This window comes from Pararhizobium sp. LjRoot255, from assembly GCF_964252905.1.
GTDB lineage: Bacteria > Pseudomonadota > Alphaproteobacteria > Rhizobiales > Rhizobiaceae > Pararhizobium.
On the sequence record NZ_CAXUPQ020000002.1, the window covers coordinates 74,766 to 98,958 of the forward strand.

Below are 24,193 nucleotides of genomic sequence, written 5' to 3' on the forward strand. Positions count from 1 at the left end.
AAGGAGGAGAAGGTAATGATCAGCAGCTTCAAGACCGGCCTGAAGCGCCGTGGAATTCTGTTCGCCGCCGCAGCTCTGGTGGTGGCCCCATGGCTACTGCCGATGTCTGCCCAAGCCGCAACGGTCGAGGAGGTCAAGGCCAAGGGCAAGATCGTCGTCGGCATTCAAGGCGACAACGCGCCCTGGGGCTTCGTCAATTCGAGCGGCGTTCAGGACGGCTTCGATGCCGATATCGCCAAGCTTTTCGCCAAGGAACTGGGCGTTGAGGTCGAGTTCTCACCACTCGCGGTCGCTAATCGCATCCCGGCTCTCGTCACTGGCAAGGTCGATATCCTGTTTGCCACCATGGCGATGACCGAGGAACGCGCCAAGTCGATCCAGTACAGCAAGCCGTATGCGGGCAATACAATTTCGCTTTATGGACCGAAGGACAAGAAGATGGCCGAAATCGGCGATCTCGCAGGCCTGGAGATCGGCGTTCCAAAGTCAAGCTCGCAGGATAAGGCGGTGACCACCGCTGTCGGCGATACGGCGACCGTCCGGCGTTTCGACGATGATGCCGCTTCCATCCAGGCCCTGCTTTCGGGCCAGGTGCAGGCGGTGGGCGGCAACCAGTTCTACCTCGACCGTCTGGAGGCGGCCAGTGCCGGCACATACGAACGCAAGATCGATTTCCTGACGACATTCAATGGCGTCGGGACACGACTTGGCGAGAAGGACTGGAATGAGACCGTCAACGCCTTCCTCGACAAGATCCTGGCGAACGGCGAGCACGCCAAGGTCTACGCCAAGTGGATGAAAGTGGACGTTCCGACGTTCCCCGAGTCCATCCCGAACATCCCCTTCACCATCAACTGATACACGTTCTGCGCAGGAGATCGCCGTGCCGCACGCCGCTGACACTCGAAGCCCGCTTCTTTCCATGGAAGCGGTAGACAAATGGTACGGCGCATTTCATGCGTTGAAGAACATCAACCTAACGGTTCGCAAAGGCGAAAAGATCGTCCTTTGCGGACCGTCCGGATCCGGCAAATCCACGCTTATCCGTTGCATCAATGCGCTCGAGAAAATCGAGAAAGGCACGATCATGGTCGAGGGGACAAAGCTGGACGACAGCGGCAAGTCGATCGATGCCGTCCGGCGAGAAGTCGGCATGGTGTTCCAGAGCTTCAACCTGTTTCCGCACATAACGATTCTGGAAAACTGCACGCTTGCGCCGATGCGCGTCCGTGGCACCAGCAAGGCGGATGCTGAGAAAATCGCCCGAAAATATCTCGAACGCGTCCGCATTCTCGATCAGGCCGACAAGTACCCCGCCCAGCTTTCCGGCGGACAGCAGCAGCGTGTTGCGATTGCACGGGCGCTCTGCATGGAGCCGAAAGCCATGCTGTTCGATGAGCCGACCAGCGCGCTTGATCCGGAAATGGTCAAGGAAGTCCTCGACACGATGATCGGTCTGGCGCGGGACGGCATGACGATGATCTGCGTCACCCATGAAATGGGCTTTGCCCGGCAGGTGGCCGACCGCGTGATCTTCATGGCCTCCGGCGAGATCATCGAAGAGGCGCCACCGGAAATTTTCTTCCGCAATCCCACGCATCCGCGCACCCAAGCCTTCCTCGGCGAAATCCTGGCTCATCATTAAGGCGACGCTCACAATGACCGGTTCAAACGGAACATCGCAGACACAGCGCAAGGTCCTAGTGGGATTGATCGGCGCTGGTATCCAGACGTCGAAATCCCCTGCCCTGCATGAGCGCGAGGGCGCGCTTCAGGGGCTCGACTATCGCTATGAACTCCTCGACCTCGCCGAGCGCGGACTGCCTCCCAACGCCCTCTCCGATCTTCTGGCCGAAGAGGAAGCGCGTGGCTTTGCCGGCAGCAACATCACCCACCCCTGCAAGCAGACGGTGATTGAGTACCTCACGGATCTCTCCGACGACGCCCGCATGCTGGGCGCGGTCAACACCGTCGTATTCGAGAATGGAAAGCGCACCGGCCACAACACCGACTGGTACGGTTTCTACGAAAACTTTCAGCGCGGCCTTCCTGACGTTCCGCGGCATCGGGCCGTCCTTCTCGGCGCCGGCGGCGCAGGTGTGGCCGTCGCCCATGCGGCGATGAAACTCGGGATCGAGCGTCTCGCGGTTTTCGATCAGGATAATGCGCGCGCCACCAAGCTGGCGGAGGATCTGAACAGCCGATTTTCCGCCGAACGTGCCTTTGCGATCACCGATGTCGGTGAAGCGATGCGGACCGCCGACGGTCTCATCCATGCGACGCCGACCGGAATGAAGAACCATCCGGGCTTGCCGATCGAGGAGAGCTGGCTCGAGCTCCGCCATTGGGTCGCCGACATCGTCTACATGCCGCTGGTGACCGAGCTTCTAGCCCTTGCAACCCGCCTTGGCTGCCGCACCTTGCCCGGTGGCGGGATGACGGTGTTTCAAGCTGCGGCGGCCTTCAAGCTGTTCTGCGGCATCGAGCCCGACGCCGATAGGATGAGTTCGCACTTTACCGAACTCTGCATCGGCGCCTGAAGCGGCCGCACCCGAAGGGAAGATTGAGAATGCCGCACATCGTTATCGAATACAGTAAGGGAGCCGGAAGTCGGATCGACATGCCGGCACTCGTCAAGGCGGTGCATCGTAGCATCCGCGAAAGCGGTGCGGTGAAGCCGAACGCCGTTCGTACCTTTGCCCGCGAGGCGACGTATTCGCTTGTCGCCGACGGGGACCCGGCCAATCAGTTTGTGCAGATCATCCTGCGCATCGCCCCCGGCCGCCCGGCCGATGAAAAGCGGCAGATATTGCAAACGGTTTATGACGCCGCGGCCAGCATCGCGCGTCCGGCCCTGGACGAAGGACGCTGCGCCTTGCGGGCCGATCTTATCCAGTCGGATCCCGATTTTGCGATCCAGGAAAACACCCTGCCGTGACCAATTCGACAGTTCGAAAGGAAGACATATGAGCCTGATCTACGTTCTCAACGGCCCAAATCTCAATCTGCTCGGCAAGCGCCAGCCACATATCTACGGCTACGAGACGCTCGCCGATGTCGAGGCCGCTTGCCGCCGGTTGGCCTCCGAACTCGGCCACGATATCCGCTTTCACCAGAGCAACCGCGAATACGAAATCATCGACTGGATCCATGAGGCGCGCGAGGAAGGGGCCGGCATCGTCATCAATCCTGCCGCCTTCACCCATACCTCCGTTGCCATTCTCGACGCGCTGAACACCTTCGAGCAACCGGTGATCGAGGTGCATATTTCCAACGTCCACAAGCGCGAAGCCTTCCGTCATCATTCCTTCGTCTCGCAGCGCGCCGATGGCGTGATCGCCGGTCTTGGAACCGAAGGCTATCAGCTTGCAATCCGCCGTGTGGCAAACCTGATCGCGTCTGCCGCGAAGACGTGAGTGGGAAGGGTGTTGGCATGGAACGGAAAGTAAGACTTGCAGTGCTGGGCGCCGGCCTGATCGGCAAGCGACATATCCAGCACGTTCTTGCCGAGCCGCAGGCGGAACTTCTGGCCGTCGTCGATCCGATGCCGCTCGGGCAGCAGATCGCGCAGGAATCCGGCGCTAAATGGTTTCCGACCTTTGCGGCAATGATCGAGACGGATCGTCCCGACGGCGTCATCGTCGCGACGCCCAACCAGGTCCATGTCGCCAACGGCCTCGAAGCCGTTGCCGCCGGGGTGCCGGCGCTGATTGAAAAGCCGATTGCCGGCGATATCGCGGCCGGTGAAAAACTGATCGCCGCGGCGGAAGCCGCTGGCGTTCCGCTTCTGGTCGGCCATCACCGCCGCCACAATCCGATGATCCAGAAGGCGAAAGAGATCATCGACAGCGGCGAGCTTGGCCGTATCCTCGTGGCCAATGCGATGTTCTGGCTGTTCAAGCCGGGCGACTATTTCGACATCGACTGGCGGCGCCAGGCAGGAGCCGGCCCCGTCTTCCTCAACCTGATCCACGACGTCGACAACCTGCGCTACCTCTTCGGCGACATCATTGCCGTCCAGGCGCGCGAATCCAACGCCGTCCGCGGCAATGTCGTCGAGGAAACCTCGGTGATCGTGATGGAATTTTCGAGCGGTCTTCTTGCCACGGCTTCTGTTTCGGATGCCGTCGTCGCGCCCTGGAGCTGGGAGATGACGACGGGCGAAAACCCAGCTTACCCGAAAACGGAGGAGGCATGCTACGTGATCGGCGGGACGCACGGATCCCTGACGATCCCGGCGCTCGACGTGTGGAAGAACGGCATAAAACGCAGCTGGTGTCAGCCCTTTGAAAAGCGCCGCGTCGCCGTTCGGGACGAAGACCCGCTGTTGTTGCAGATCCGGCAGTTCTGCAAGGTGATCCGCGGTGAAGAAGCGCCGCTGGTCAGCGGGCGCGAAGGGCTGAACACGCTCAGGGTCATTGTGGCAGTCAAGCAATCTGCGGCACGCGGCGAACGCGTCGTCCTGGGCTGAAGACGCGCCCAAAGTGACATTTTAACTTCGCGCACAAACGGACATTCCAACGTTGCTGCCACAGTTATTGTAGCCGCAAAGTTGAAGTGTCCTGTTTCTGAAAAGTAAGAATGTCACTCTCCTCGGGTTTTGATGACCTGGGAGATTGCGGATCGGATTGATTCGATGAGCGAGCGTGATCTGCAGCGGATCGAGGTTTTGTCGAAGGTCGTCGACGGCCGGACAACATTTTTGCGCTAACTTTGCCAATAGGGAGAGTTTGCACTGGCGCCGTGGACCGTAGTTCGGCTGATAGGTGTTGTCGTAGGCCCGGTAATGGAGAATCCGGACCGGCAACGAGATCGCAGCACCGGCGCGTTTTCGGCTACTGGTCGTCAGCAATACGCGCCTTATCTACATGCCCTAGCTCCTGCTGGCGGAGCACAATTCAGCAAATGGACCAGCAGCAAAATGAACGGGAGGAATGAACCATGCAATTGAGCGCTTTGAAAGTCGGTGCCATCGCACTTGTGGGGTTTCTCGCTATGGGAGCAACCGGTTTTGCCGAGGAGATGAAGTTCAAGGCTGACCTCAAGGGAAGCACGGAGGTGCCCCCGGTCCAGACCAGCGCCACCGGCACGGCCGACATCACCTACGATTCCGCAACGAAAAATCTTTCCTGGACGATCGAGCACACCGGACTGAGCGGTGACGTCACGGCGGCCCATTTCCACGGCCCGGCCGCGGTCGGGGTGAACGCGCCGCCTGTCGTGCCGATCGACATGTCGGCGCTGGCGAAGGGTTCCGCCACGCTCGACGACGCCCAAGCCACCGATCTTACCGAAGGACGCTGGTACCTGAACCTGCACACTGCCGCGAACCCCGACGGGGAAATCCGCGGCCAGGTGATGAAGGCTCAATAGACTTTAACGCCACGCACCTGCGATCGCCGTTGAAGAATGGCGGCGGTCGCTTCATCAGCTCCTATTGCGTGCGGCAAGCGCTGGCTGACGGAAGCCGGCATCGATAGCGGGCCGGTGTTCCGGCGCATCGATCAATGGGGCAATCTCGATCGGCAGGCGCTGACGTCGCAGTCGGTCAACTTGATTCTCAAAGCGCGCTGCAAGCAGGCCGGGCTCGACGCGGAAAAATTTTCGGCACATGGCTTGTGCCAACCGTGGCATTCCGCTCCTCGAATGCAGCAGTCGGTGGCGCAAGCGGCAAGGTACTATAACAATGCTGAACGCAAGAATGGGCGCGGCGCGGCTGATCGTCTGAGTACGACTACGCGCCGAGTCCGCCGAAGGGCGTATCGGCTAACCTGTCGGATGGTTCCTCCTCTGCCCCATTTGTCTCGGTTGGAGCGCCACGATCGGCGGCAAGCTCTGCCCTGCCCCAGTCTTCGGCAGGCTGCATCAGCGACACCATCTCGCCCTTCAAGCGATGCGATCGTTGCAGGTCGCCGGCGTGGTCCACGTTGCGGCGCGGATCATAGAAGACGTCGATCGCCTCGCTGGCCGCCTGTTGGGCCGTTTCCAACTGCCCTTCAGGATTTCCAGCTCAACCTTCGCCGCAAAGTACCGTCTCATCACCGCGATCAGGTCGCGGTCGCTGGCGCCGATGTCCATGGTCCGCCCTGGCATTGTTCAAGTGAGGCAGTGATCGACAAGATCGCGATGTGCCCTACCCCTGCCGCGATCGTCTGCTTGCGCAACGAAAAGCCCGGCGCGGGAGGAGTGCGCCGGGCTTCGATAGTGACTGACAGCTTGGGAGGAGATGAACCGCATCGGTACACAGAAGATAATACTGCGCTGCAGCAAATTCAAGCCGCGCGATTGCACCGATGACGCGTACCTCAAACTTCAAACGGAAAAGGCCGGGCAAACCCGGCCTTCCGACGATCGCATTGCAGTCAGGCTCAGGCCTGTAGGTTGTCCGCCGACATCTTGCCGGACTTGCGATCCTTCACCAGCTCATAAGTAATCTTCTGGCCATCGTTGAGCCCGCGCATTCCAGCCCGCTCCACCGCGGAAATGTGGACGAAGACATCGGCGCTGCCATCGTCCGGCTGGATGAAACCGAAGCCCTTCGTTGCGTTGAACCACTTTACCGTACCGGTCGCCATAACGTCTTCCTTTTGTCATCTGTCTTGCCGAACCTGTGGGCTCAGCTGACGCTTTTCTTTGCGCTCGTACTGATAGACGCTTTCGGCCACAGGGGAAAGCCATACGACTGTCATGGCGTCTCCCGCGCTCATAAATCACCGCGACGGTGGGCGCTACTTTTTGTCGAAGGAGAAAGCGCTTGCGCAGCATCATATTGACCCCGAGCCGATTTCGGCCGTCAGGTCAAGAGCCGGCCGGGGAACATTTGTAGAGGTCGGTTTTCCGGAACGATATTCGGGCGTTGTTCCCCCGCAATCTTTGCTTGGAGCTTCATTGAGGAGTATTGTTCTGGGTTAACACCCTAGATCACGAGCGGGACGCGGGTGACGTGACCCGGCTCCTCGTCCCGCTTGGTTATGGGCAGGAAAACCTGTGTTTTCGGGAGGACGAGATGAAAGGAAGGACCCAGATTGGAGGGAGGACGTCGCGTCGCAGATTCCTGAGCGGCGCAGCCATGGCGGGCGCGGCGATGATTGCCGCGCCCAGTGTCGTCAAGGCGCAGGGGCCGGTCAACATGCGCTGGCAGAGCACATGGCCCTCCAAGGATATCTTTCACGAATTCGCGCTCGATTTTGCCAAGAAGGTCAACGACATGACCGGCGGCGACCTGAAAATCGAGGTATTGCCGGCGGGCGCCGTCGTGCCTGCTTTCGGTCTGCTCGACGCGGTGTCGCAAGGGACACTCGACGGCGGCCACGGCGTGGTCGTCTATCACTACGGCAAACAGACGGCGCTGGCGCTGTGGGGGTCCGGTCCGGGCTTCGCCATGGACGCCAACATGCTGCTCGCCTGGCACAAATACGGCGGCGGCAAGGAGCTGCTTGCAAAGCTCTATGAATCGATCGGCGCCAATGTCGTTTCGTTCCTCTATGGGCCGATGCCGACGCAGCCGCTCGGCTGGTTCAAGAAGCCCGTGGCCAAGGCCGAGGATCTTCAGGGCCTGAAGTTCCGCACCGTCGGCATTTCCATTGATGTGTTCACCGGTCTCGGCGCGGCGGTCAACGCGCTGCCGGGCGGCGAAATCGTCGCGGCATTGGATCGTGGTCTGCTCGATGCGGCCGAGTTTAACAACGCGTCGTCCGACCGGGTGCTCGGTTTCCCCGACGTCTCGAAGATCTGCATGCTGCAAAGCTATCACCAGAATGCCGAGCAGTTCGAGATCATGTTCAATAAGGCGAAGTACGATGCCCTGCCTGATCAGATGAAGGCCATCATTACCAATGCGGTCGAGGCGGCATCGCAGGACATGCACTGGAAGGCAATCGACCGCTATTCGAAAGACTATGTGGAGATGCAGACGACCGACAAGGTCAAGTTCTACAAGACACCAGACGCGATCCTCAAGAAACAATTGGAGATCTACGACGAGGTCGTGAAGAAGAAGGCCGCGGAAAACCCGATCTTCAAGGAGATCATACTCTCCCAGATCGCCTTTGCCGAGCGGGCGACGCGATGGGAACAGGATACTGTCGTCGGCCGGCGGCTGGCGTTCGATCACTACTTCGGACAGGACGGAGTCGCGAAGGAATTCTGACGCGTGGTGCGTGCATCATCGGGCCGCTGCCCGGTGATGCTGCTGACCAAAGTCTGCGCCATCCGGGGGCACACGTGAACGTTCAGCATTTTCTGCTCAGGATCGATGCAATCAGCGTGTGGGTCGGCAAGGCTGCGGCCTGGCTCATCATAGGGCTGATGACGCTCGTCTGCGTCGAGGTCTTCAAGCGCTACATCATGAACATGCCGACCGCGTGGATCTTCGACGCCAGCAACATGTTCTACGGTACGCTGTTCATGCTGGCCGGAGCCTACGGGCTGGCGCAGAATGCCCACGTGCGCGGCGATTTTCTCTACAGCTCGCTCAGGCCGCGGATACAGGCCGGGCTCGATCTCGTGCTCTACATCTTCTTCTTCCTGCCCGGCATCGCCGCCCTCGTTTACGCCGGCTACGACTACGCGGCACTTTCGTGGCGGATCGGCGAACATTCGACGGTGACGGCCGAGGGGCCGCCGATCTATTACTTCAAGACTGTCATTCCGGTGGCCGGCGCCCTGGTGATGCTTCAGGGCCTCGCCGAGATCGCCCGCTGCGTCATTTGCCTCAGGACCGGTGAATGGCCGAGCCGGCTCCGGGATGTCGAGGAGATCGACGTCGTCGCCGAGCAGCTCGAGCGCAGCGAATATGTCGACGAGGAAACTCGCAAGGCCGCGATTGAGCGCGCGCAGGATATCGAAAAGGCGGCGCGTCAGCGGGGGATGGGGGGAGACATGCAAACGTGAGCGATCCGTTCCTCGGACTGACGATGCTGATGCTCATCGTTGTCGTCATCATCATGGGCTTCCCGACGGCCTTCACGCTGATGGGGCTCGGCATGCTCTTCGGCTTTTATGCCTTCTACAACCCAGCCGAGCACTGGATCGACAATCGCGTCTTCGACCTGATGGTTCAGCGTACCTATGGCGCGATGACCAACGATGTTTTGATTTCCATCCCGCTCTTCGTACTCATGGGCTATGTGATGGAGCGGGGCGCGCTGGTCGACAAGATGTTCTACAGCATCCAGCTTTCTTTCCGGCGGGTGCCCGCGTCGCTTGCCGTTGCGACGCTCATTGTCTGCACTTTCTGGGGCATTGCCAGCGGCCTCGTCGGCGCCGTGGTGGTGCTGATGGGCGTCATCGCGATGAACCCGATGTTGCGCGCCGGCTACGACGTGAAGCTCGCGTCGGGCGTCATCACTGCCGGCGGCACGCTCGGCATTCTGATCCCGCCATCGGTGATGATCATCGTCTACGCGGCGGTTGCGGGGCAGTCGGTCGTCAAACTCTATGCCGCCGCAATGTTCCCCGGCTTTTTCCTCGCACTTCTCTATCTCGCCTATGTTCTCGGCTGGGCGACAATCAATCCGAAGATCGCGCCGGCCCTGCCCGAGGAACAGACAAGAGTTCCGGTGCCCGGCTGGATGAGGAGCTTTGAGACCCTCTATTCGCGCAACATGCCGGCCGGGCTGCTTTCCGCGCTCTTCTCGCCGTCGCGGGCGATGGCGATCGAGACTGAGGAAGGGCGGCTTACGTATTCGAAACTGATCAAGAATGCCTGCGCGGCACTGGTACCGTTCTCGCTCACCGCGTTCACGCTGGCGCTCGTGTGGTGGTATGTCGCCATCCGTCCGCAGGCCTTCGCCGAAGCCGAAGCGCCGGAAGGACTGGAGGAACTCGGCGCGCCGGCGGTCGATGCGGGGCCGGCGTCGGTCGAGGGGCCGGCAACGAGTTTCTACGTGACGTTCGGCATCATAGCAGCCATCGCTGCCGTCGTACTCATCCGTTACTACCGCAACATGACCGCCGATCGCCTGCAGGTCGTGAAGCTTCTCGTCTCCTCCGTCATGCCGCTCGGGATTCTCACTGTCGTCGTGCTCGCCGTTATCCTGTTCGGGATCACCACGGCGACCGAGTCCGCGGCCGTTGGCGCTGCCGGGGCGTTCCTGTTGGCGTTCCAGGCCCGGACACTCAACTGGAAGCGCACCAAGGAGGCGGTGTTCCTGACCGCGAAGACGACAGCGATGGTATGCTGGCTGTTCGTCGGCTCGGCGCTCTTCTCGGCCGTCTTCGCCATTCTCGGCGGTCAGGCGCTCATCGAGCAATGGGTACTGGCGCTCGACCTGACGCCGGTCCAATTCATGATCCTGTCGCAAGCGATCATCTTCATTCTCGGCTGGCCGCTTGAATGGACGGAGATCATCATCATCTTCGTGCCGATCTTCCTGCCGATGCTGAGGCACTTCGACATCGATCCGGTTCTCTGGGGCGTCCTCGTCTTCGTCAATCTGCAGGCGGCGTTCCTGTCGCCGCCGGTGGCGATGTCGGCTTATTATCTCAAGGGCGTCTCGCCACCGCACGTCACCCTCAATCAGATCTTCGCCGGCATGATGCCCTACATGCTGATCGTCATCCTCTGCATGGTCATCATGTATATCTGGCCGGGCATGGCGCTCTGGCTTCCGAACTATCTCTACGGCTAAGCGTTTTGAAATTTTCTGGGAATGTCCGGCGGCATCAGCTCGGTCGTCATCGGGTGTCATTGCCAACGCCACCTTCGAGCCTATCGCCGCCACGGCCCGCGAAAACGCAATCTGCATCCGCCGTGCCGTTTAGGACTTGATCACTGGGTCACTGAACCGTTTCCTGGTGTCCGACGGGTTCTCTCAGTAGGTCATCCCTGTAGACCGCGGAAACGCGGCCGAAATGGAAGAAACCCCACTTCAGGCATATGTCTCGCACCGATTGCCGGTTTGACGGGTGGGTCGACGATCCCTGGATCAGTTCCTTTCTCCCGGAAACCGCATCGGCGGTCAAAGCCGCAGCAGTTCTGCGGGATTGCCGCGCTGAGGTGGCTCATGCCGGTCAGAAACTGATCAAGACGCTTTTGCTGGCGAGTGTCCCAACTGCGGAAAACCTCGCGAAACATTGGTTCAACAGGCTAGGCCCCCGCGTCAGGCTCCGTAGCCATGACCGCGCACATCTCCTGCGGGTAGAGGTTTGGGAAACGCCCAACTGCATGGCGACATACCACACCCAGGATCCCGACTGGTTCGCGTTCAATGCGGCGCCGAAACTGAGCTCCGACAAGTTGAGTCACTTGGTGATCCCAGGCTACGAATCGGGAAGGAGTTAACGTTCGCGGGCCGATGCCAGGCGCCTGCATGCTCGCTGCATTTGCAGCCGGCGCACCGGTGGAAGGCAAGCAAGGCCACTGGACAGAATCGAAGTCGATGCCGTTTTGAGCGTTTCGGCGGCACAGGTTTGGTCACGATCTGCGCGGTCATCCGCTGGAATGTTGCCGGCGATTTGCAGGCCACAAAGTGCAGGCGGTTGTTCGCCCTGATCAGCAATTCTACCAATAGACGCAGTTGCAATTTTACTGCACAACACCCAAAGGAGCGGGGGCTACGCTTTCCAACGGGTCGTCGCATCCTACCCGGCTGGGGCGCGCGGAAACGTTCCGGCCGGACATGCCCGCGGGCCCACGGGCATTGATTGAGATAGGAAGAGCGCGTCGGCGATGCATGTGCCTGAGAACAAGGTGTAACCTGCTGCGGCAACTGTCGCCGCTTGGGCCATCGACAGTATATGGCCGTTAAGTCCCGGCTCTTGCATCCACGATGTCGTAACGCTCGCGCATCGCATCGGCCGACTGACGAACGACTTCTGAAATCTCCAGGAACTGTTTGGCCAAGGGACTTGTCTTGCGCCAGATCATGCCAATCGTTCGCGAGGGCTGGACACTCTGAAAGCGAGCGACAGATACTGACGCGGAACGTGTCTCCACCCCGACGGCCATTTCCGGGATCAAAGTGACACCAATGCCGGCGCCGACCATCTGGACCAGGGTGGACAGAGAGCTACCGTCCAGCAACTCTCGCGGTAGCGCCGTATGCATATTACAGAACGACAAAGCCTGATCGCGAAAACAGTGGCCCTCTTCGAGGAGAAGCAGCCTCATCTCACGGAGCGCTTCGCGATTGGGCACTGGCTTGCCCCGATCCTCGCCTGGCCGGACCAACACGAAATTCTCCGAAAACAACGCAACCTCGGTCAACGAAGGTTCGGATACCGGCAACGCAACAATTGCCGTGTCGAGTCGGCCTTCCGTCAGCTCCTGAACCAGCTTTGAGGTCAGCGTCTCGCGCACATGAATTTCAAGTCCGTCATGCATGCGACTGAGGTTGCCGATGATCGCAGGCAGCAGGTAGGGCGCGATCGTCGGGATGACGCCGATCCGCAACCGCCCCACCAGCCTGTCCTGCGAGGCGCGCGCCAGGTCTCCCAATTCATCGACAGAGCGCAGGATGTCGCGGACGCGCAGGGCAAACGCTTCTCCGAAACTGGTCAGCCGGACTTGACGGGCGGCTCTTTCGAAGAGTTCCGTGCCCAGCGATTCTTCCAGTTCCTTGATCTGCATCGACAACGCAGGCTGGGAGATCGCACAGACATCCGCCGCGCGTCCGAAATGCCCCTGTCGCGCCAACGCCTCGAAATAGCGAAGCTGCTTGAGTGTCAAATTTTTCATAACCGCACCTTATCGCAGCGATCAGAAAATCCAACTTAAATTAATAGAAGGGTTTGGGTATAGTGCCTAAAGCAGAGATGAGATGCAGCCACCGTCACGCCGGTCCGCCGGCGGTGCAACTCGTTGACGTTCAGACCATCCAGAACGCTGACACCCTATGCTCCTTTGCTTCAGGGCGGTCTTCCTCCGGATGGCACACTTCAAGTTAAACAATGGGAGAGAACTATGGATTCAAAAGTCGAAACCGCGGGCAAGTGTCCGGTCGCACACACGGCCCACGGCGGTCGGTCGAATCGGGACTGGTGGCCGAACCAGTTGAATCTCAGGATTCTCCACCAGAACTCCTCCCTCTCCGACCCCATGGGCAAGGCGTTCAACTATGCGCAGGAGTTCAGGAAGCTCGACCTGGAGGCCCTGAAAAGGGATCTCCACGCGCTGATGAGCGATTCGCAGGATTGGTGGCCGGCCGACTTCGGCCATTATGGCCCGCTTTTCATCCGCATGGCATGGCATAGCGCCGGCACCTATCGCACCGGCGACGGCCGCGGCGGCGCAGGAGCCGGGCAGCAACGCTTCGCGCCGCTCAACAGCTGGCCTGATAACGTCAACCTCGACAAGGCGCGCCGGCTGCTCTGGCCGATCAAGCAGAAATACGGCAACAGGATCTCCTGGGCCGACCTGATGATCCTCACCGGCAACGTTGCCTTGGAATCGATGGGCTTCAAGACGTTCGGCTTCGCCGGCGGCCGCCCGGATGTCTGGGAGCCCGAGGAAGACGTCTACTGGGGCGCCGAGGACACCTGGCTTGCCGACAAGCGCTACTCTGGTGAACGAGATCTCGAAAATCCCCTCGCCGCCGTGCAGATGGGGCTGATCTACGTCAATCCGGAAGGACCGAACGGCAGTCCTGATCCACTGGCCGCCGCCCGCGACATCCGCGAGACCTTCGCGCGCATGGCGATGAATGACGAAGAGACCGTCGCCCTCATTGCCGGCGGGCATACCTTCGGCAAGACCCACGGCGCGGGCGACGCCTCACATGTCGGCGTCGAGCCCGAAGGGGCCGGCATCGAGGAGCAGGGCCTCGGCTGGACGAGCAGCTTTGGAGCCGGCAAGGGCGGCGACACGATCAGCAGCGGCCTGGAAGTCACCTGGACGACGACGCCGACGAAGTGGAGCAACAACTTCTTCGGGAACCTGTTCGGCTACGAATGGGAACTGACGAAGAGCCCGGCCGGTGCGCATCAGTGGACACCCAAACATGGCGCCGGCGCTGGTACGGTACCGGACGCGCACGACACGTCCAAGCGTCACGCGCCATCCATGCTGACCACGGACCTCGCCTTACGCTTCGACCCTGCTTACGAAAGGATTGCCCGGCGCTTCTTCGAAAATCCGGATCAGTTCGCAGATGCATTTGCCCGCGCCTGGTTCAAGCTGACCCACCGCGACATGGGTCCGCGCGTGCGCTATCTCGGCCCGGAAGTCCCGGCAGAGGACCTGATCTGGCAAGATCCTGTCCCCGCTGTCGACCATCCCCTGATCGACACGCAGGACATCACCGATCTCAAGGACAAGATCCTTGCGTCGGGACTGTCCATCTCCCAGCTGGTCTCGACCGCCTGGGCGTCGGCGTCTACCTTCCGCGGCTCGGACAAGCGCGGCGGTGCAAACGGCGCGCGCATCCGTCTTAGTCCCCAGAAGGACTGGGAGGTTAACCAGCCGGCCCAGTTGGCAGTCGTGCTCGAGACGTTTGAGGGTATCCAGAAGGCGTTCAACGACGCAAAGCCTGGCGGCAAGAAGGTGTCGCTCGCAGACCTGATCGTCCTCGGCGGCTCTGTGGCCATCGAAAAGGCGGCGAAAAACGCCGGCCACGACATCGACGTTCCGTTCACACCCGGCCGCACCGACGCGACGCAGGAGCAGACCGATGTGGATTCGTTTGCAGTTCTCGAACCGATCGCCGACGGGTTCCGCAACTATCAGAAGGGCGCATATTCCATTTCGCCTGAGGAGTTACTGATCGACAAGGCGCAGCTGCTGACGCTGACTGCGCCGGAAATGACGGTTCTGGTCGGCGGCATGCGCGTGTTGAACGCCAATGCCGGACAGTCCCAGCACGGCGTCTTCACCACGCGCCCCGAGGCCCTCACCAACGACTTCTTCGTCAACCTGCTCGACATGGGCACGGTGTGGAAGGCGGCCCCGGATTCGAAGTATGTGTTCGAGGGACGCGATCGCAACACGGACGAAATGAAGTGGACCGGCACCCGTGTCGATCTCGTCTTCGGTTCGAACTCACAGCTTCGGGCACTTGCCGAGGTTTATGGTCAGGGCGACACTGAAGAGAAGTTCGTGCGCGACTTCGCTGCGGCCTGGACGAAGGTGATGAACGCGGATCGCTTCGATCTCGCCTGATCCGGGCGAAAAGGCGCTCGGGCGCAGTTGAGTCAACTGTGCCCGCGGCCCCCCCGATGGCGGCTGGCTGTCACGCTGAGAGGGTCGATCGCAGCCGATGACGGATTTGGCGCCCCGAAAGAGACGCCTCCTCAAGCTTTCCAAAGCCTCAGCCGAGTCTCGAACCGTTCGCCGTCAGATACACGGCATAGAGCGAACTCGTCGCCGTGATGAACAGCCGGTTGCGCTTGGCGCCGCCGAAGGTGAGGTTCGAGACGATTTCGGGAATGCGGATCTTGCCGATCAGCGTTCCGTCCGGATCGTAGCAGTGAACGCCGTCCGCTGCGCTGGCCCAGATGCGCCCTGTCCGATCGATCCTGAAGCCGTCGAAAAGGCCGCTGGTGCAGGTCGCGAAAACATCGCCACCCGACAGCATTCCCTCATTCGAAACCGAGAACCGCCGGATATGGCGCGGCCCGTTTTCCAGATGGCTGGCGCCGGTGTCGGCGACATAGAGAAGCCGCTCGTCCGGCGAGAAGGCAAGCCCGTTCGGCTTCTGGAAATCACCGGCCACCTTCCTCACGTCGCCGGATTGCGGATCGACGCGATAGACATGGCAGCCGCCGATCTCCTCTTCCCCGTATTCGCCCTCGTAGTCATGCATGATGCCGTAGGATGGATCGGTAAACCAGATTGAGCCGTCGGACTTGACGACGACGTCGTTCGGCGAGTTGAAGCGCTTGCCTTGGTATCGGTCGGCAATCACCTGCACGGTGCCGTCGAAGTCCGTGCGCGTCACCCGCCTCGTCAAATGCTCGCAGGTTACCAGGCGGCCCTGACTGTCCACGGTATTGCCATTGGAATTGTTCGAAGGTTGCCGGAAGACGGACACGGAACCGCCAGTCTCGTCGAACCGCATCATGCGATTGTTCGGAATGTCCGACCAGACGAGAAAACGGCCGGGAGCAAACCAGGCCGGCCCCTCCAGCCAGCGACCGCCTGTCCACAACCGCTCAACACGGGCGTGACCGACAAAGCATGCGGCAAAGCGCGTATCCAGAACGTCGAACCCCGTTCCCTCGATCTCCCCGAACATGTCCTCTCCTTTTCCAATGCGAATTCGCCGCTTGGCGACTGCCGTTGTTTCTTTTGGATGATAGCGATAACATAGGCATGCACAAACAGATTTTTAACGCAACGCTCATGCGGAAACGGCAATGACGAAGACACCCGATGGCAAGACGGCCGAAGCACCGACCATGAGCGATGTGGCCCGGCGCGCCGGCGTTTCGGCCATGACCGTATCGCGCGCGCTGAAAGAAGGCAGCCATGTTTCCAAGGCGACACGCGAGCGGATCACACAGGCCATCAACGAGCTCGGTTATGTTCTTGACCAATCGGCCGGTAGCCTTTCATCCCGGCGTACAGGCTTCGTCGCCGCCATCATCCCTTCGATCAACAATTCGAACTTTTCCGATACGGCACGCGGCATCACCGATGCGCTGGAGGGGACGGGCCTTCAGCTGCTGCTGGGCTATACCAATTATTCGGTCGAGCGGGAAGAAGAACTGATCGAGGCCATGCTGCGGCGCCGACCCGAGGGTATCATCCTGACCGGCGGCTCCCACACGCCGAAAGGCCGGCGTATGCTGGAACAGGCAGGCATCCCCGTCATCGAGACCTGGGACCGGCCGTCCCAGCCGATCGACAAGGTCGTGGGCTTCTCCAACGGCGAGGCGATGGAGCTGCTCGTCGAGACGCTGGCGGCCAAGCGTTACCTGCGCTTTGGCTATATCGGCGGCACGACGGCGCGAGACACCCGCGGTAGCCAGCGCCGGGCGGGGTTTGTCAGCGCCTTGGAAAGGCTGGGGCTGCCATCCGATCGGGTGATCTCCTTTGGCGTCCCGCCAATCTCCATGGAACAGGGCGCGCAGGCGATCGTCAGCATGCTGGAGCGCTGGCCGGACACGCAGGTGGCCCTTTGCGTCTCTGACCTTTCGGCCTTTGGCGCGCTGATGGAATGTCAGCGCCGGGGCATGAAAGTCCCGGAGGACATTGCCATTGCCGGTTTCGGTGACTACGAAATTGCCGCCTGCTGTCACCCGCGCATGACGACCATCAACGTCGATTGCTATGGCATCGGCCGCCTGGCAGCGCTCAAACTGATACAAACCATTCAGGGGCTTGCAACGCCGGCCCCCATCACTGTCACCGGCTTTCGCGTCATCGAGCGCGAGAGCACCTGACGCGACGCTGAGAACAACCGCTAAAACGCGATTTGTACTTCATCGAGCAGCTCGGTCGCCAGCGAGATCGAACGCTCCGCCGCGTCGTCGAGGGATGAGATCGATGGCAAGCGCGGACGCGTCATGGAGGTAGAAGGCGCCGCTTATGTCGATCTCCTTCAACACCACCAGAGATAGGGGTCCGATTTGGCTCTGGTTTCGACACGTCCTTCCACCCGAATTTTTTCTCGCTTGACTTGGCATGTTATCGATAACATACCTTCCAAAGAAACCGCTCGCGTAGGCAAATGTCGATCAACTGGCTGGATCGGCGATTTTTCTCGCAGGCAAGGCATCCTCTTTCTTGAACGGACAAGCGCTCTATGTCGACGGCGACATCAATACCTGCCTTTAAAGGCCCCATTGTCGTCATGGGCGTCAGCGGCTGCGGCAAATCATCGATCGGCGAGCGGCTGGCGGATCGTCTCGGCCTGCCCTTCATCGAGGGCGACAGCCTGCACCCGGCAGCGAACATCGCCAAGATGTCGGCCGGCATTCCGCTGGACGATGCCGACCGCTGGCCCTGGCTGGAAATCATCGGAAAACGCCTTGAACAGGCAAGTGACACGGGCATCGTCATTTCCTGCTCGGCGCTGAAGCGCGCCTATCGAAGCGCGCTGCGGCAGGCGGCGGGCAACGTCCTCGTCTTCGTCTACCTCAAGGGAACGAGAGACATTCTCCTGAATCGGATGACCGTCCGTCCGGGTCATTTTTTCAAGGCCTCGCTGCTCGACAGCCAGTTGGCGACGCTGGAGAGCCCCGAAGGCGAGGATCGTGTCGTGACCGTCGATATTGCCCTCACGCCGGACAGCATCGTCGCAAATGCCTCGAAAGGCCTTGCCGCTCTGAACGGAGTTGAACCATGATCGACAGGCAAGCCTGCAAGATCGCCGTCGTTGGCGCCAGGAGCGTGGGAGCGGCGGTGGCGACACGATTGATCGAGACGGGACAGACGGGCGCGGATGCAACCAAGATCCTCATCGATGTCCGCGGCCGGGCTCGGCGAGCGCGATCGCGCCGGAAGGATGCGCCCGCTCGACGGCACCCCGCCTGAGAAAATTCTGATCGAAGTCACTTCGGTCCTTGACTATGCCAATATGTTATCGATAACATATTCTCAATCGATGCTTTGGGAGGAGCAGGGATGGACAATCGCACACTCATCGAGTTCAACGGGATCACCAAGGTCTTCGGCGGCACCCGCGCGCTCGAAAATGTTTCCATCAGCCTGTTCCCCGGCGAAATTCTTGCCCTTCTTGGGGAGAATGGCGCTGGCAAGTCGACCCTTATCAAGACACTTGCCGGTATCTATAGGCCAGACGGCGGCCAGATCCTGTTTCGCGGCGAGCCCTACAGCCATCGCCCGCCCAAACCGAACGAGCGCCAGCCGGTCGCCTTCATCCATCAGGATCTTGGTCTCGTCGAATGGATGACGGTCGGCGAGAATGTCGGCCTCGCACAGGGCTTTTCCCTGCGCTCGCGACTGATCGACTGGCGCCGCACGGAAGAGCGGGCCTGCGAAGCGCTGAAGCTCGTCGGCTGCGACTTTGATCCGAGTACACGGGTGCAGGACCTGACCCGCACCGAAAAATCACTGGTCGCAATCGCCCGTGCTCTGGCTGTCGAAGCCGACGTGCTGGTACTCGACGAGCCGACCGCCAGCTTGCCCGCAGACGAAGTGGAGCGGCTCTTCGACGCCATCCGCCCGCTCAAGGAGCGCGGCGTTGGCATGATCTATGTGTCGCATCGCCTGGACGAGATCTTCCGTATCGCCGATCGGGTTGCCGTACTGCGCGACGGCCGTCTGGTCGGTCAGCGCCCGGTTGCCGAGACAAGGCCGGACGAGCTGATCGAGATGATCGTCGGTCGCCCGGCCAACCAGCTCTTCGTGAAAGCGCCCAGCAAGCCGGGCAAGACGGTGCTCGTCGCCCGCGATGTCGTTTGCGCGGGAACCGGGCCGATTTCCTTCGACATCCGCCAGAATGAGCTTCTCGGGCTCGTCGGCCTGCGCGGCGCGGGCCAGGAACTGATCGGCCGGGCCCTGTTCGGCTGCGAGGCCTTCGGCGGCACCATCCACCTGAACGGTGAGGAACCGGATCTGGCAAACCCCGTTGCGGCAATGAGATCCGGCATCGGGCTGATCGCGCGCGATCGCACTGAAGAATCCGTCGCGATGTCGCTGTCGCTTCGGGAGAACACCTTCCTCAACCCGGGCGCATCGGGCCGTGGCTTGTTCTCGTTCCTGTCACCAGCGAACGAAGCCGAAGAGGCCCGCAAGATCGGCGAGACCGTCGGTCTTCGTCCGAACGACCAAAGCCTGCCGATCGAAGCGCTGTCGGGCGGCAACCAGCAAAAGGTGGTCGTCGGCCGCTGGCTGCGAACAGGCCGCAAATTGCTCGTCGCGGAAGACCCGACGGCCGGTGTCGACATCGGCGCCAAGGCCGAGATCTACAAGCTGATCGCCCGGGCGGTCGAAGCGGGCCTTGCCGTCGTCGTCGTCTCGACCGACTTCGAGGAAATCGCCCATATCTGTCACCGCGCGCTGGTGTTTTCACGCGGCCGCATTGTCGCCGAACTCCAGGGCGACGCCCTCACCACATCCGCCGTCATTTCCGCCGCTTCGGCATCGGAAGCCGCCTGAGAGACCACGGGAGCCAAGAACCATGCAATCGATCGAATCCACCGCGCTTGAGCCGACGCGCAGCGAACTGGCCGGGCTGACCGCGAGCCAGAAGATCGCCCGCTACATCCCGGTCTACGGTCTGGTGATCCTGACAGTGCTGCTGATTGTGCTGTTTTCGATCCTCCTGCCGACGACCTTTCCAACGCTTCTCAATCTGCGGTCCATCGTCTCCGACAAGGCGATCATCGCGCTCCTGTCACTGGCGGCGATGATCCCGATGGCGTCCGGCCGGATCGACCTTACGGTCGGCTACGGCATCGTACTCTGGCACATCCTGGCGATCAGCCTGCAGACCATGTTCGGCGTGCCATGGCCGATCGCTGTCGTTATCGTGCTGGCGCTCGGCGCCCTCACCGGTTTCCTCAATGGTCTTCTGGTCGAGGTCGCCCGGATCGACAGTTTCATCGCCACGCTCGGCACCGGCACGATCCTCTATGCACTGGCGCTCTGGCACACGGGCGGCAGGCAGGTGGTCGGCGTCCTGCCGGAAGGCTTCTACGCGCTCAATGGCACCATGGTCCTCGGCCTGCCGATCACCGGCTTCTATGTGCTGCTGCTTGCCGGCGCGCTCTGGATCATTCTCGAATATCTACCAATCGGCCGCTACGTCTATGCCATCGGCGCTAACCCGAAAGCGGCGGCGCTGAACGGCATCCCGGTCCGCCGTTTCGTCATTGGCGCCTTCGTCTCGTCCGGAACGCTCGCCGCTCTTGCCGGCGTGCTGCTTGCTTCGAAGCTGCGCATCGGCCAGGCGAGCGTCGGGCTTGAATATCTGCTACCGGCACTCGTCGGCGCCTTTCTCGGCTCCACCACCATCAAGCCCGGCCGCGTCAATGTCTGGGGCACGATGACGGGCGTCATCATTCTTGCCGTCGGTATTTCGGGCATCCAGCAGATCGGCGGGTCGTTCTTCGTCGAGCCCCTCTTCAACGGCGTCACCCTGCTCGTTGCCATCGGCATCGCCGGTTACGCCCAGCGCAAACGCGGTGCGGCCGGCAAGGCGCCCGCGCCAGGCTCGTTACCGGCTAAAGTACAACAGAACTGACAGAACACGGAACTGTGCGAAGCGCACCATCTTCAAAGGGAGGAAGAACCATGAAATGCAGAACACTACTTCAAGGCTCGATTACAGCACTTGCGCTGATGGCCGCATGGCCTGCTCTGGCCGACGCGATGGCGGATGCCAAGGCGATCGTCGATAAATACGCGACCCGTGTCACCGCTTGGGATGGACCGAAGGCGAGCCCGAAGGCGCAGGAGAGCAAGACAATCGTCGTTCTCGCCGGCGACCTGAAGAACGGCGGCATTCTCGGCGTCACCACCGGCGTCGAGGAAGCAGCCGAAGCAATCGGCTGGGAGGTCAAAGTTCTCGACGGCGCGGGCTCGATCGGCGGCCGCACCGCGGCCTTCGGCCAGGCGATGGCCCTGAAGCCCGCCGGCATCATCATCAATGGCTTCGATGCCGTCGAACAGGCGCCCGCACTTGAACAAGCAAAGGCCGGCGGCATTCCGCTGGTCGCCTGGCACGCCGGCCCGGTGATCGGGCCCGATGAAAAGACCGGCCTCTTTGCCAATGTCAGTACGGACGCAATGGAGGTTTCCAAGGCAGCAGCGAACTGGGCCTATACCGACGCCGGTGGCAAGCCGGGCGTGATCATCTTCACCGACAGCACCTATGCTATCGCGATCGCCAAGGCCGACAAGATGAAGGCCGAGATCGAGGCGCTCGGCGGCACGGTGCTGGAATATGTGGATACGCCGATTGCCGAAACCTCGCAACGCATGCCGCAGCTGACGACCTCGCTGTTGCAAAAACACGGCGATCAGTGGACGCACTCGCTTGCCATCAACGACCTCTATTTCGACTTCATGGGCCCGTCGCTCTCAGCAGCCGGCAAGGCCGGCACAGACGCGCCGATCAACGTCGCGGCCGGCGACGGCTCGGAATCGGCCTATCAGCGCATCCGCGCCGGCCAGTTCCAGAAGGTGACGGTCGCCGAACCGCTGAACCTGCAGGGCTGGCAGCTTGTCGACGAACTGAACCGTGCCTTCGCAGGCGAACAGTGGTCGGGCTACCTCTCGCCGCTCCACGTCGTCACCGCGGACAATGTCGAGTTCGACGGCGGGCCGAAGAACACCTTCGACCCGGACAATGGCTACCGCGACGAATACAAGAAACTCTGGGGCAAGATGTAACGGCCTCCCAGCAGCTGGGCACCGTGAATGGTGCCCCTTTTTCCCCAGGCTTGTGAAATCCCCCCAGCCGGAAGCAGTCTCAGGATCATATGCCCTGTTCGAAGGGGACCAGGAAAGGAAGCTGAATTCCGCGCATATATGTGGCGGAAAAGCTCGTGTCGCTCTCGACCCGGTTCGCGGGCGCGGAGGGGTGCGCATCCATCACCATGTTTTCACGGCAAACGGATATCCGGCGGCGTAGGAGGACGCCCATCGCAGACACCAACGGCGACGGCTTATTCCTCATCGCCTTCTTCAGACATTGGCGTTCCGAGATCCGCGGCCAGCATCCTATCGCGGCTGAGTAGCCCTGCGTCCTCCAGCATCTCGATGTCAGGCAGATCGCGCAGGGTGTCGAAGCCGAAGGCTGACAGGAATGCCGGCGTCGTCACGTAGGTGTAAGGCGCCCCGGGCTGCGGGCTGCGTGGACCCGAAGCGATAAGCGCGAGCGAACGCAGGCTGCCGATCAGGTCGCGGCTGATTTCTTTCCCGAAGATCTTCGAAAGCTCTGTGCGCGTCACCGGCTGGAAATAGCCGATCGCCATCAACACGGCCGCTTCACCGGCAGTGAGATCGGCGGTTGCCCGCGTTGGCGCGCCGGACGCACGGATCACGCCGGCATGGGCGGGTTTGGTGCGATGCTGCCAGCCGCCGGCAACGGATACCAGCTCATACGGCCGGCCGCGCAGCTCCTCGCGCAGATCATCGATCAAAAGGTCAATGCTGCAATTGCGGCCGACGACCCGCGCCAGCGTGTCGCGAGACACCGGCGTCGCCGAGGCAAAGATGACGGCTTCGACGCGCTGCATCCATTCGCGCCAGCGCAGCTCCGGCGGCAGGTCGGCGAGCTCGGTGTCGAGTGGTACACTGTCCGAACGCTTCCGCGGGCGTTCGGCCCTTCCGGCCCTGGCCGCATCTGCTTGTCTTGCCATGATCACAATCCGTAGATCCGGAACGTCGAGCGCCCGGACAATTCACGCACGGCGTCGAATTCGATCAGGCGCTCAAACAGTCGGCGGCTCGCCCAGCGCGACAGCTTTGCCGTCCGCAGCGCTCCGGAGACAGCGTCCTCGTCGAGCAGAAGGCGGATTGCCTCGCCTGCCCCTTTGGCCCGCAGCTTCGGCGCAACGACCGCCAGCCGATCGGCACGTCTGGCAAGCTCCGCCGCCAGCCGGCACGCCTCGACCGACGCCTGCACCAGCGCCAGACACACTGCCTGCTCAAATCGCGGCTCTCCCGGACGCACACGGCCCCTCCCCGCCTCGAGACGAAACGCGGTCGAAGCGCGCTGCGCCATCAAGAGCGGGACCGGGCGGTCCCAGCGCAGTCTTTGCGCCAGCGCCCAGTCGGCCAGCCACCAGGCGAGCGCCTCGGCGTCCGGACGGATGGCCCAAAGCTGCGTGACGATCGCGGCGGCGGCAAAAGGCGCCATCCTTGAAGCTTGCATAACGTCATCGATCATGGCCGGGACGGTGGCAAGTTCGTCACTCCAGCGGATAGCGAAGAGATCGGCGAGTTCGCGCAGCATCTTCGTATCGATCGGCGCCGGCCGAGCCGCCAGCCGCTTATAGGCCGCGAAGATGCAGCCGGCCGGCCCCAGTTCATCGCCGGAACCGCACAGGACCCAGGCATCGCGCAAGGCCGCTTCATCCTCGGATCGGCCGGTAAGTCGCACGGCGGATACGGCGCATTTCAGCGCCAGGCGCTGACGCCAGACACCGGCCCAATCTGGTTGCATTCGCACCAGATTGTCGAGCGTATTCAGGGCCGCCCCTGCCAGGAAGGCGGCGTCCGTATCGCTGCTCACGGTGTCGCGCGGAGCCGCCCATGCCGGAACGGCAGGCATTCGATCTGGGCGGACAGTCGGCGAATCGGGCTTCGGCATCCCCGGAGCCTAGATCAAGAGATCATTTT

General features: G+C 61.5%; 24 protein-coding genes and 2 pseudogenes. 19 read left to right on the forward strand and 7 right to left on the reverse strand.

What is annotated here, in order from left to right:
- Positions 1–15: 15 nt before the first annotated feature.
- From ACSQ2W_RS19325 to ACSQ2W_RS19360, 8 genes and pseudogenes are all read left to right on the forward strand, one after another.
- Positions 16–858, forward strand: coding sequence for a transporter substrate-binding domain-containing protein (locus ACSQ2W_RS19325; RefSeq protein ID WP_436087891.1), 843 nt, complete (start codon positions 16–18; stop codon positions 856–858).
- A gap of 64 nt (positions 859–922) precedes the next feature.
- On the forward strand, positions 923–1,645 hold the full coding sequence (locus ACSQ2W_RS19330) for an amino acid ABC transporter ATP-binding protein (protein ID WP_436088932.1): 723 nt from the start codon (positions 923–925) through the stop codon (positions 1,643–1,645).
- A gap of 13 nt (positions 1,646–1,658) precedes the next feature.
- Positions 1,659–2,540, forward strand: a complete 882-nt coding sequence (locus ACSQ2W_RS19335) for a shikimate dehydrogenase (protein ID WP_436087892.1) — start codon at positions 1,659–1,661, stop codon at positions 2,538–2,540.
- 29 nt (positions 2,541–2,569) lie between these two features.
- Entirely contained in the window at positions 2,570–2,938 is a 369-nt protein-coding gene (locus tag ACSQ2W_RS19340; RefSeq protein ID WP_436087893.1) for a 5-carboxymethyl-2-hydroxymuconate Delta-isomerase, read from the forward strand.
- 28 nt (positions 2,939–2,966) lie between these two features.
- Positions 2,967–3,416 (forward strand): type II 3-dehydroquinate dehydratase, encoded by a 450-nt coding sequence (aroQ, locus tag ACSQ2W_RS19345; protein ID WP_436087894.1) that lies wholly within the window; start codon positions 2,967–2,969, stop codon positions 3,414–3,416.
- 17 nt (positions 3,417–3,433) lie between these two features.
- The gene (locus tag ACSQ2W_RS19350) at positions 3,434–4,471 is read left to right on the forward strand and encodes a Gfo/Idh/MocA family protein (RefSeq protein WP_436087895.1); all 1,038 of its coding nucleotides are present in this window, start codon (positions 3,434–3,436) and stop codon (positions 4,469–4,471) included.
- Positions 4,472–4,941: 470 nt separating this feature from the next.
- Entirely contained in the window at positions 4,942–5,373 is a 432-nt protein-coding gene (locus tag ACSQ2W_RS19355; RefSeq protein ID WP_436087896.1) for a CHRD domain-containing protein, read from the forward strand.
- A 60-nt stretch (positions 5,374–5,433) separates the two neighbouring features.
- Positions 5,434–5,619, forward strand: a pseudogene (locus tag ACSQ2W_RS19360) (integrase); the annotation flags it as partial.
- A gap of 115 nt (positions 5,620–5,734) precedes the next feature.
- Here ACSQ2W_RS19360 and ACSQ2W_RS19365 read toward each other — a convergent pair.
- A complete protein-coding gene (locus ACSQ2W_RS19365) occupies positions 5,735–5,989 on the reverse strand; it encodes a hypothetical protein (protein WP_436089007.1) in 255 nt (84 codons plus the stop codon).
- A gap of 379 nt (positions 5,990–6,368) precedes the next feature.
- A complete protein-coding gene (locus ACSQ2W_RS19370; RefSeq protein ID WP_027511051.1) occupies positions 6,369–6,575 on the reverse strand; it encodes a cold-shock protein in 207 nt (68 codons plus the stop codon).
- 431 nt (positions 6,576–7,006) lie between these two features.
- Between ACSQ2W_RS19370 and ACSQ2W_RS19375 the strand changes: the two genes are divergently transcribed.
- From ACSQ2W_RS19375 to ACSQ2W_RS19385, 3 genes are all read left to right on the forward strand, one after another.
- Complete coding sequence (locus tag ACSQ2W_RS19375) at positions 7,007–8,149, forward strand: TRAP transporter substrate-binding protein (RefSeq protein ID WP_436087897.1); 1,143 nt, start codon at positions 7,007–7,009, stop codon at positions 8,147–8,149.
- A gap of 74 nt (positions 8,150–8,223) precedes the next feature.
- The gene (locus ACSQ2W_RS19380; protein ID WP_436087898.1) at positions 8,224–8,892 is read left to right on the forward strand and encodes a TRAP transporter small permease subunit; all 669 of its coding nucleotides are present in this window, start codon (positions 8,224–8,226) and stop codon (positions 8,890–8,892) included.
- Positions 8,889–10,631, forward strand: a complete 1,743-nt coding sequence (locus ACSQ2W_RS19385) for a TRAP transporter large permease (RefSeq protein ID WP_436087899.1) — start codon at positions 8,889–8,891, stop codon at positions 10,629–10,631. The genes ACSQ2W_RS19380 and ACSQ2W_RS19385 overlap by 4 nt, the downstream gene beginning before the upstream one ends.
- Before the next feature lie 46 nt (positions 10,632–10,677).
- Here ACSQ2W_RS19385 and ACSQ2W_RS19390 read toward each other — a convergent pair.
- Positions 10,678–10,758 (reverse strand): annotated as a pseudogene (locus ACSQ2W_RS19390) (hypothetical protein); the annotation flags it as partial.
- Between the two features lie 121 nt (positions 10,759–10,879).
- Here ACSQ2W_RS19390 and ACSQ2W_RS19395 point away from each other — a divergent pair.
- Entirely contained in the window at positions 10,880–11,284 is a 405-nt protein-coding gene (locus tag ACSQ2W_RS19395) for a 6-pyruvoyl trahydropterin synthase family protein (protein WP_436087900.1), read from the forward strand.
- Positions 11,285–11,746: 462 nt separating this feature from the next.
- Here ACSQ2W_RS19395 and ACSQ2W_RS19400 read toward each other — a convergent pair whose 3' ends face one another.
- Entirely contained in the window at positions 11,747–12,679 is a 933-nt protein-coding gene (locus tag ACSQ2W_RS19400) for a LysR substrate-binding domain-containing protein (RefSeq protein ID WP_436087901.1), read from the reverse strand.
- 225 nt (positions 12,680–12,904) lie between these two features.
- On the opposite strand from ACSQ2W_RS19400, the gene katG reads away from it, so the two are divergent.
- A complete protein-coding gene (katG, locus tag ACSQ2W_RS19405) occupies positions 12,905–15,097 on the forward strand; it encodes a catalase/peroxidase HPI (protein WP_436087902.1) in 2,193 nt (730 codons plus the stop codon).
- A 148-nt stretch (positions 15,098–15,245) separates the two neighbouring features.
- Here the strand turns inward: katG and ACSQ2W_RS19410 are convergent, their stop codons facing one another.
- Positions 15,246–16,172 carry an SMP-30/gluconolactonase/LRE family protein gene (locus ACSQ2W_RS19410; RefSeq protein ID WP_436087903.1) on the reverse strand — a complete coding sequence of 309 codons (927 nt, stop codon included), beginning with the start codon at positions 16,170–16,172 and terminating at the stop codon, positions 15,246–15,248.
- A gap of 121 nt (positions 16,173–16,293) precedes the next feature.
- Between ACSQ2W_RS19410 and ACSQ2W_RS19415 the strand changes: the two genes are divergently transcribed.
- The 6 genes from ACSQ2W_RS19415 to ACSQ2W_RS19440 all read left to right on the forward strand — a co-directional run bounded on the left by ACSQ2W_RS19415 (position 16,294) and on the right by ACSQ2W_RS19440 (position 22,240).
- Positions 16,294–17,322, forward strand: coding sequence for a LacI family DNA-binding transcriptional regulator (locus ACSQ2W_RS19415; RefSeq protein ID WP_436087904.1), 1,029 nt, complete (start codon positions 16,294–16,296; stop codon positions 17,320–17,322).
- A 362-nt stretch (positions 17,323–17,684) separates the two neighbouring features.
- Entirely contained in the window at positions 17,685–18,227 is a 543-nt protein-coding gene (locus ACSQ2W_RS19420) for a gluconokinase (protein ID WP_436087905.1), read from the forward strand.
- The gene (locus tag ACSQ2W_RS19425; protein WP_436087906.1) at positions 18,224–18,415 is read left to right on the forward strand and encodes a hypothetical protein; all 192 of its coding nucleotides are present in this window, start codon (positions 18,224–18,226) and stop codon (positions 18,413–18,415) included. The genes ACSQ2W_RS19420 and ACSQ2W_RS19425 overlap by 4 nt, the downstream gene beginning before the upstream one ends.
- Positions 18,416–18,505: 90 nt before the next feature.
- Entirely contained in the window at positions 18,506–20,002 is a 1,497-nt protein-coding gene (locus ACSQ2W_RS19430) for a sugar ABC transporter ATP-binding protein (RefSeq protein WP_436087907.1), read from the forward strand.
- 22 nt (positions 20,003–20,024) lie between these two features.
- Positions 20,025–21,089, forward strand: a complete 1,065-nt coding sequence (locus ACSQ2W_RS19435) for an ABC transporter permease (RefSeq protein WP_436087908.1) — start codon at positions 20,025–20,027, stop codon at positions 21,087–21,089.
- Between the two features lie 50 nt (positions 21,090–21,139).
- Positions 21,140–22,240 (forward strand): ABC transporter substrate-binding protein, encoded by a 1,101-nt coding sequence (locus ACSQ2W_RS19440; RefSeq protein ID WP_436087909.1) that lies wholly within the window; start codon positions 21,140–21,142, stop codon positions 22,238–22,240.
- A 275-nt stretch (positions 22,241–22,515) separates the two neighbouring features.
- Here the strand turns inward: ACSQ2W_RS19440 and scpB are convergent, their stop codons facing one another.
- Positions 22,516–23,211, reverse strand: coding sequence for an SMC-Scp complex subunit ScpB (scpB, locus tag ACSQ2W_RS19445; protein ID WP_436087910.1), 696 nt, complete (start codon positions 23,209–23,211; stop codon positions 22,516–22,518).
- A gap of 2 nt (positions 23,212–23,213) precedes the next feature.
- On the reverse strand, positions 23,214–24,164 hold the full coding sequence (locus ACSQ2W_RS19450) for a DUF1403 family protein (RefSeq protein ID WP_436087911.1): 951 nt from the start codon (positions 24,162–24,164) through the stop codon (positions 23,214–23,216).
- Positions 24,165–24,193 lie beyond the last annotated feature (29 nt).

Excerpts from the sequence above, each read along its gene's own strand:
- ACSQ2W_RS19375 (WP_436087897.1), top strand. The coding sequence starts at position 7,007 with ATGAAAGGAAGGACCCAGATTGGAGGGAGGACGTCGCGTCGCAGATTC.
- ACSQ2W_RS19415 (WP_436087904.1), top strand. The coding sequence starts at position 16,294 with ATGACGAAGACACCCGATGGCAAGACGGCCGAAGCACCGACCATGAGC.
- ACSQ2W_RS19340 (WP_436087893.1), top strand. The coding sequence starts at position 2,570 with ATGCCGCACATCGTTATCGAATACAGTAAGGGAGCCGGAAGTCGGATC.
- ACSQ2W_RS19325 (WP_436087891.1), top strand. The coding sequence starts at position 16 with ATGATCAGCAGCTTCAAGACCGGCCTGAAGCGCCGTGGAATTCTGTTC.
- ACSQ2W_RS19425 (WP_436087906.1), top strand. The coding sequence starts at position 18,224 with ATGATCGACAGGCAAGCCTGCAAGATCGCCGTCGTTGGCGCCAGGAGC.
- ACSQ2W_RS19330 (WP_436088932.1), top strand. The coding sequence starts at position 923 with ATGGAAGCGGTAGACAAATGGTACGGCGCATTTCATGCGTTGAAGAAC.
- ACSQ2W_RS19410 (WP_436087903.1), bottom strand. The coding sequence starts at position 16,172 with ATGTTCGGGGAGATCGAGGGAACGGGGTTCGACGTTCTGGATACGCGC.
- ACSQ2W_RS19395 (WP_436087900.1), top strand. The coding sequence starts at position 10,880 with ATGTCTCGCACCGATTGCCGGTTTGACGGGTGGGTCGACGATCCCTGG.
- ACSQ2W_RS19355 (WP_436087896.1), top strand. The coding sequence starts at position 4,942 with ATGCAATTGAGCGCTTTGAAAGTCGGTGCCATCGCACTTGTGGGGTTT.
- ACSQ2W_RS19430 (WP_436087907.1), top strand. The coding sequence starts at position 18,506 with ATGGACAATCGCACACTCATCGAGTTCAACGGGATCACCAAGGTCTTC.
- katG (WP_436087902.1), top strand. The coding sequence starts at position 12,905 with ATGGATTCAAAAGTCGAAACCGCGGGCAAGTGTCCGGTCGCACACACG.
- ACSQ2W_RS19450 (WP_436087911.1), bottom strand. The coding sequence starts at position 24,164 with ATGCCGAAGCCCGATTCGCCGACTGTCCGCCCAGATCGAATGCCTGCC.
- ACSQ2W_RS19370 (WP_027511051.1), bottom strand. The coding sequence starts at position 6,575 with ATGGCGACCGGTACGGTAAAGTGGTTCAACGCAACGAAGGGCTTCGGT.
- ACSQ2W_RS19350 (WP_436087895.1), top strand. The coding sequence starts at position 3,434 with ATGGAACGGAAAGTAAGACTTGCAGTGCTGGGCGCCGGCCTGATCGGC.
- ACSQ2W_RS19335 (WP_436087892.1), top strand. The coding sequence starts at position 1,659 with ATGACCGGTTCAAACGGAACATCGCAGACACAGCGCAAGGTCCTAGTG.
- scpB (WP_436087910.1), bottom strand. The coding sequence starts at position 23,211 with ATGGCAAGACAAGCAGATGCGGCCAGGGCCGGAAGGGCCGAACGCCCG.
- ACSQ2W_RS19420 (WP_436087905.1), top strand. The coding sequence starts at position 17,685 with ATGTCGACGGCGACATCAATACCTGCCTTTAAAGGCCCCATTGTCGTC.
- ACSQ2W_RS19435 (WP_436087908.1), top strand. The coding sequence starts at position 20,025 with ATGCAATCGATCGAATCCACCGCGCTTGAGCCGACGCGCAGCGAACTG.
- aroQ (WP_436087894.1), top strand. The coding sequence starts at position 2,967 with ATGAGCCTGATCTACGTTCTCAACGGCCCAAATCTCAATCTGCTCGGC.
- ACSQ2W_RS19440 (WP_436087909.1), top strand. The coding sequence starts at position 21,140 with ATGAAATGCAGAACACTACTTCAAGGCTCGATTACAGCACTTGCGCTG.
- ACSQ2W_RS19400 (WP_436087901.1), bottom strand. The coding sequence starts at position 12,679 with ATGAAAAATTTGACACTCAAGCAGCTTCGCTATTTCGAGGCGTTGGCG.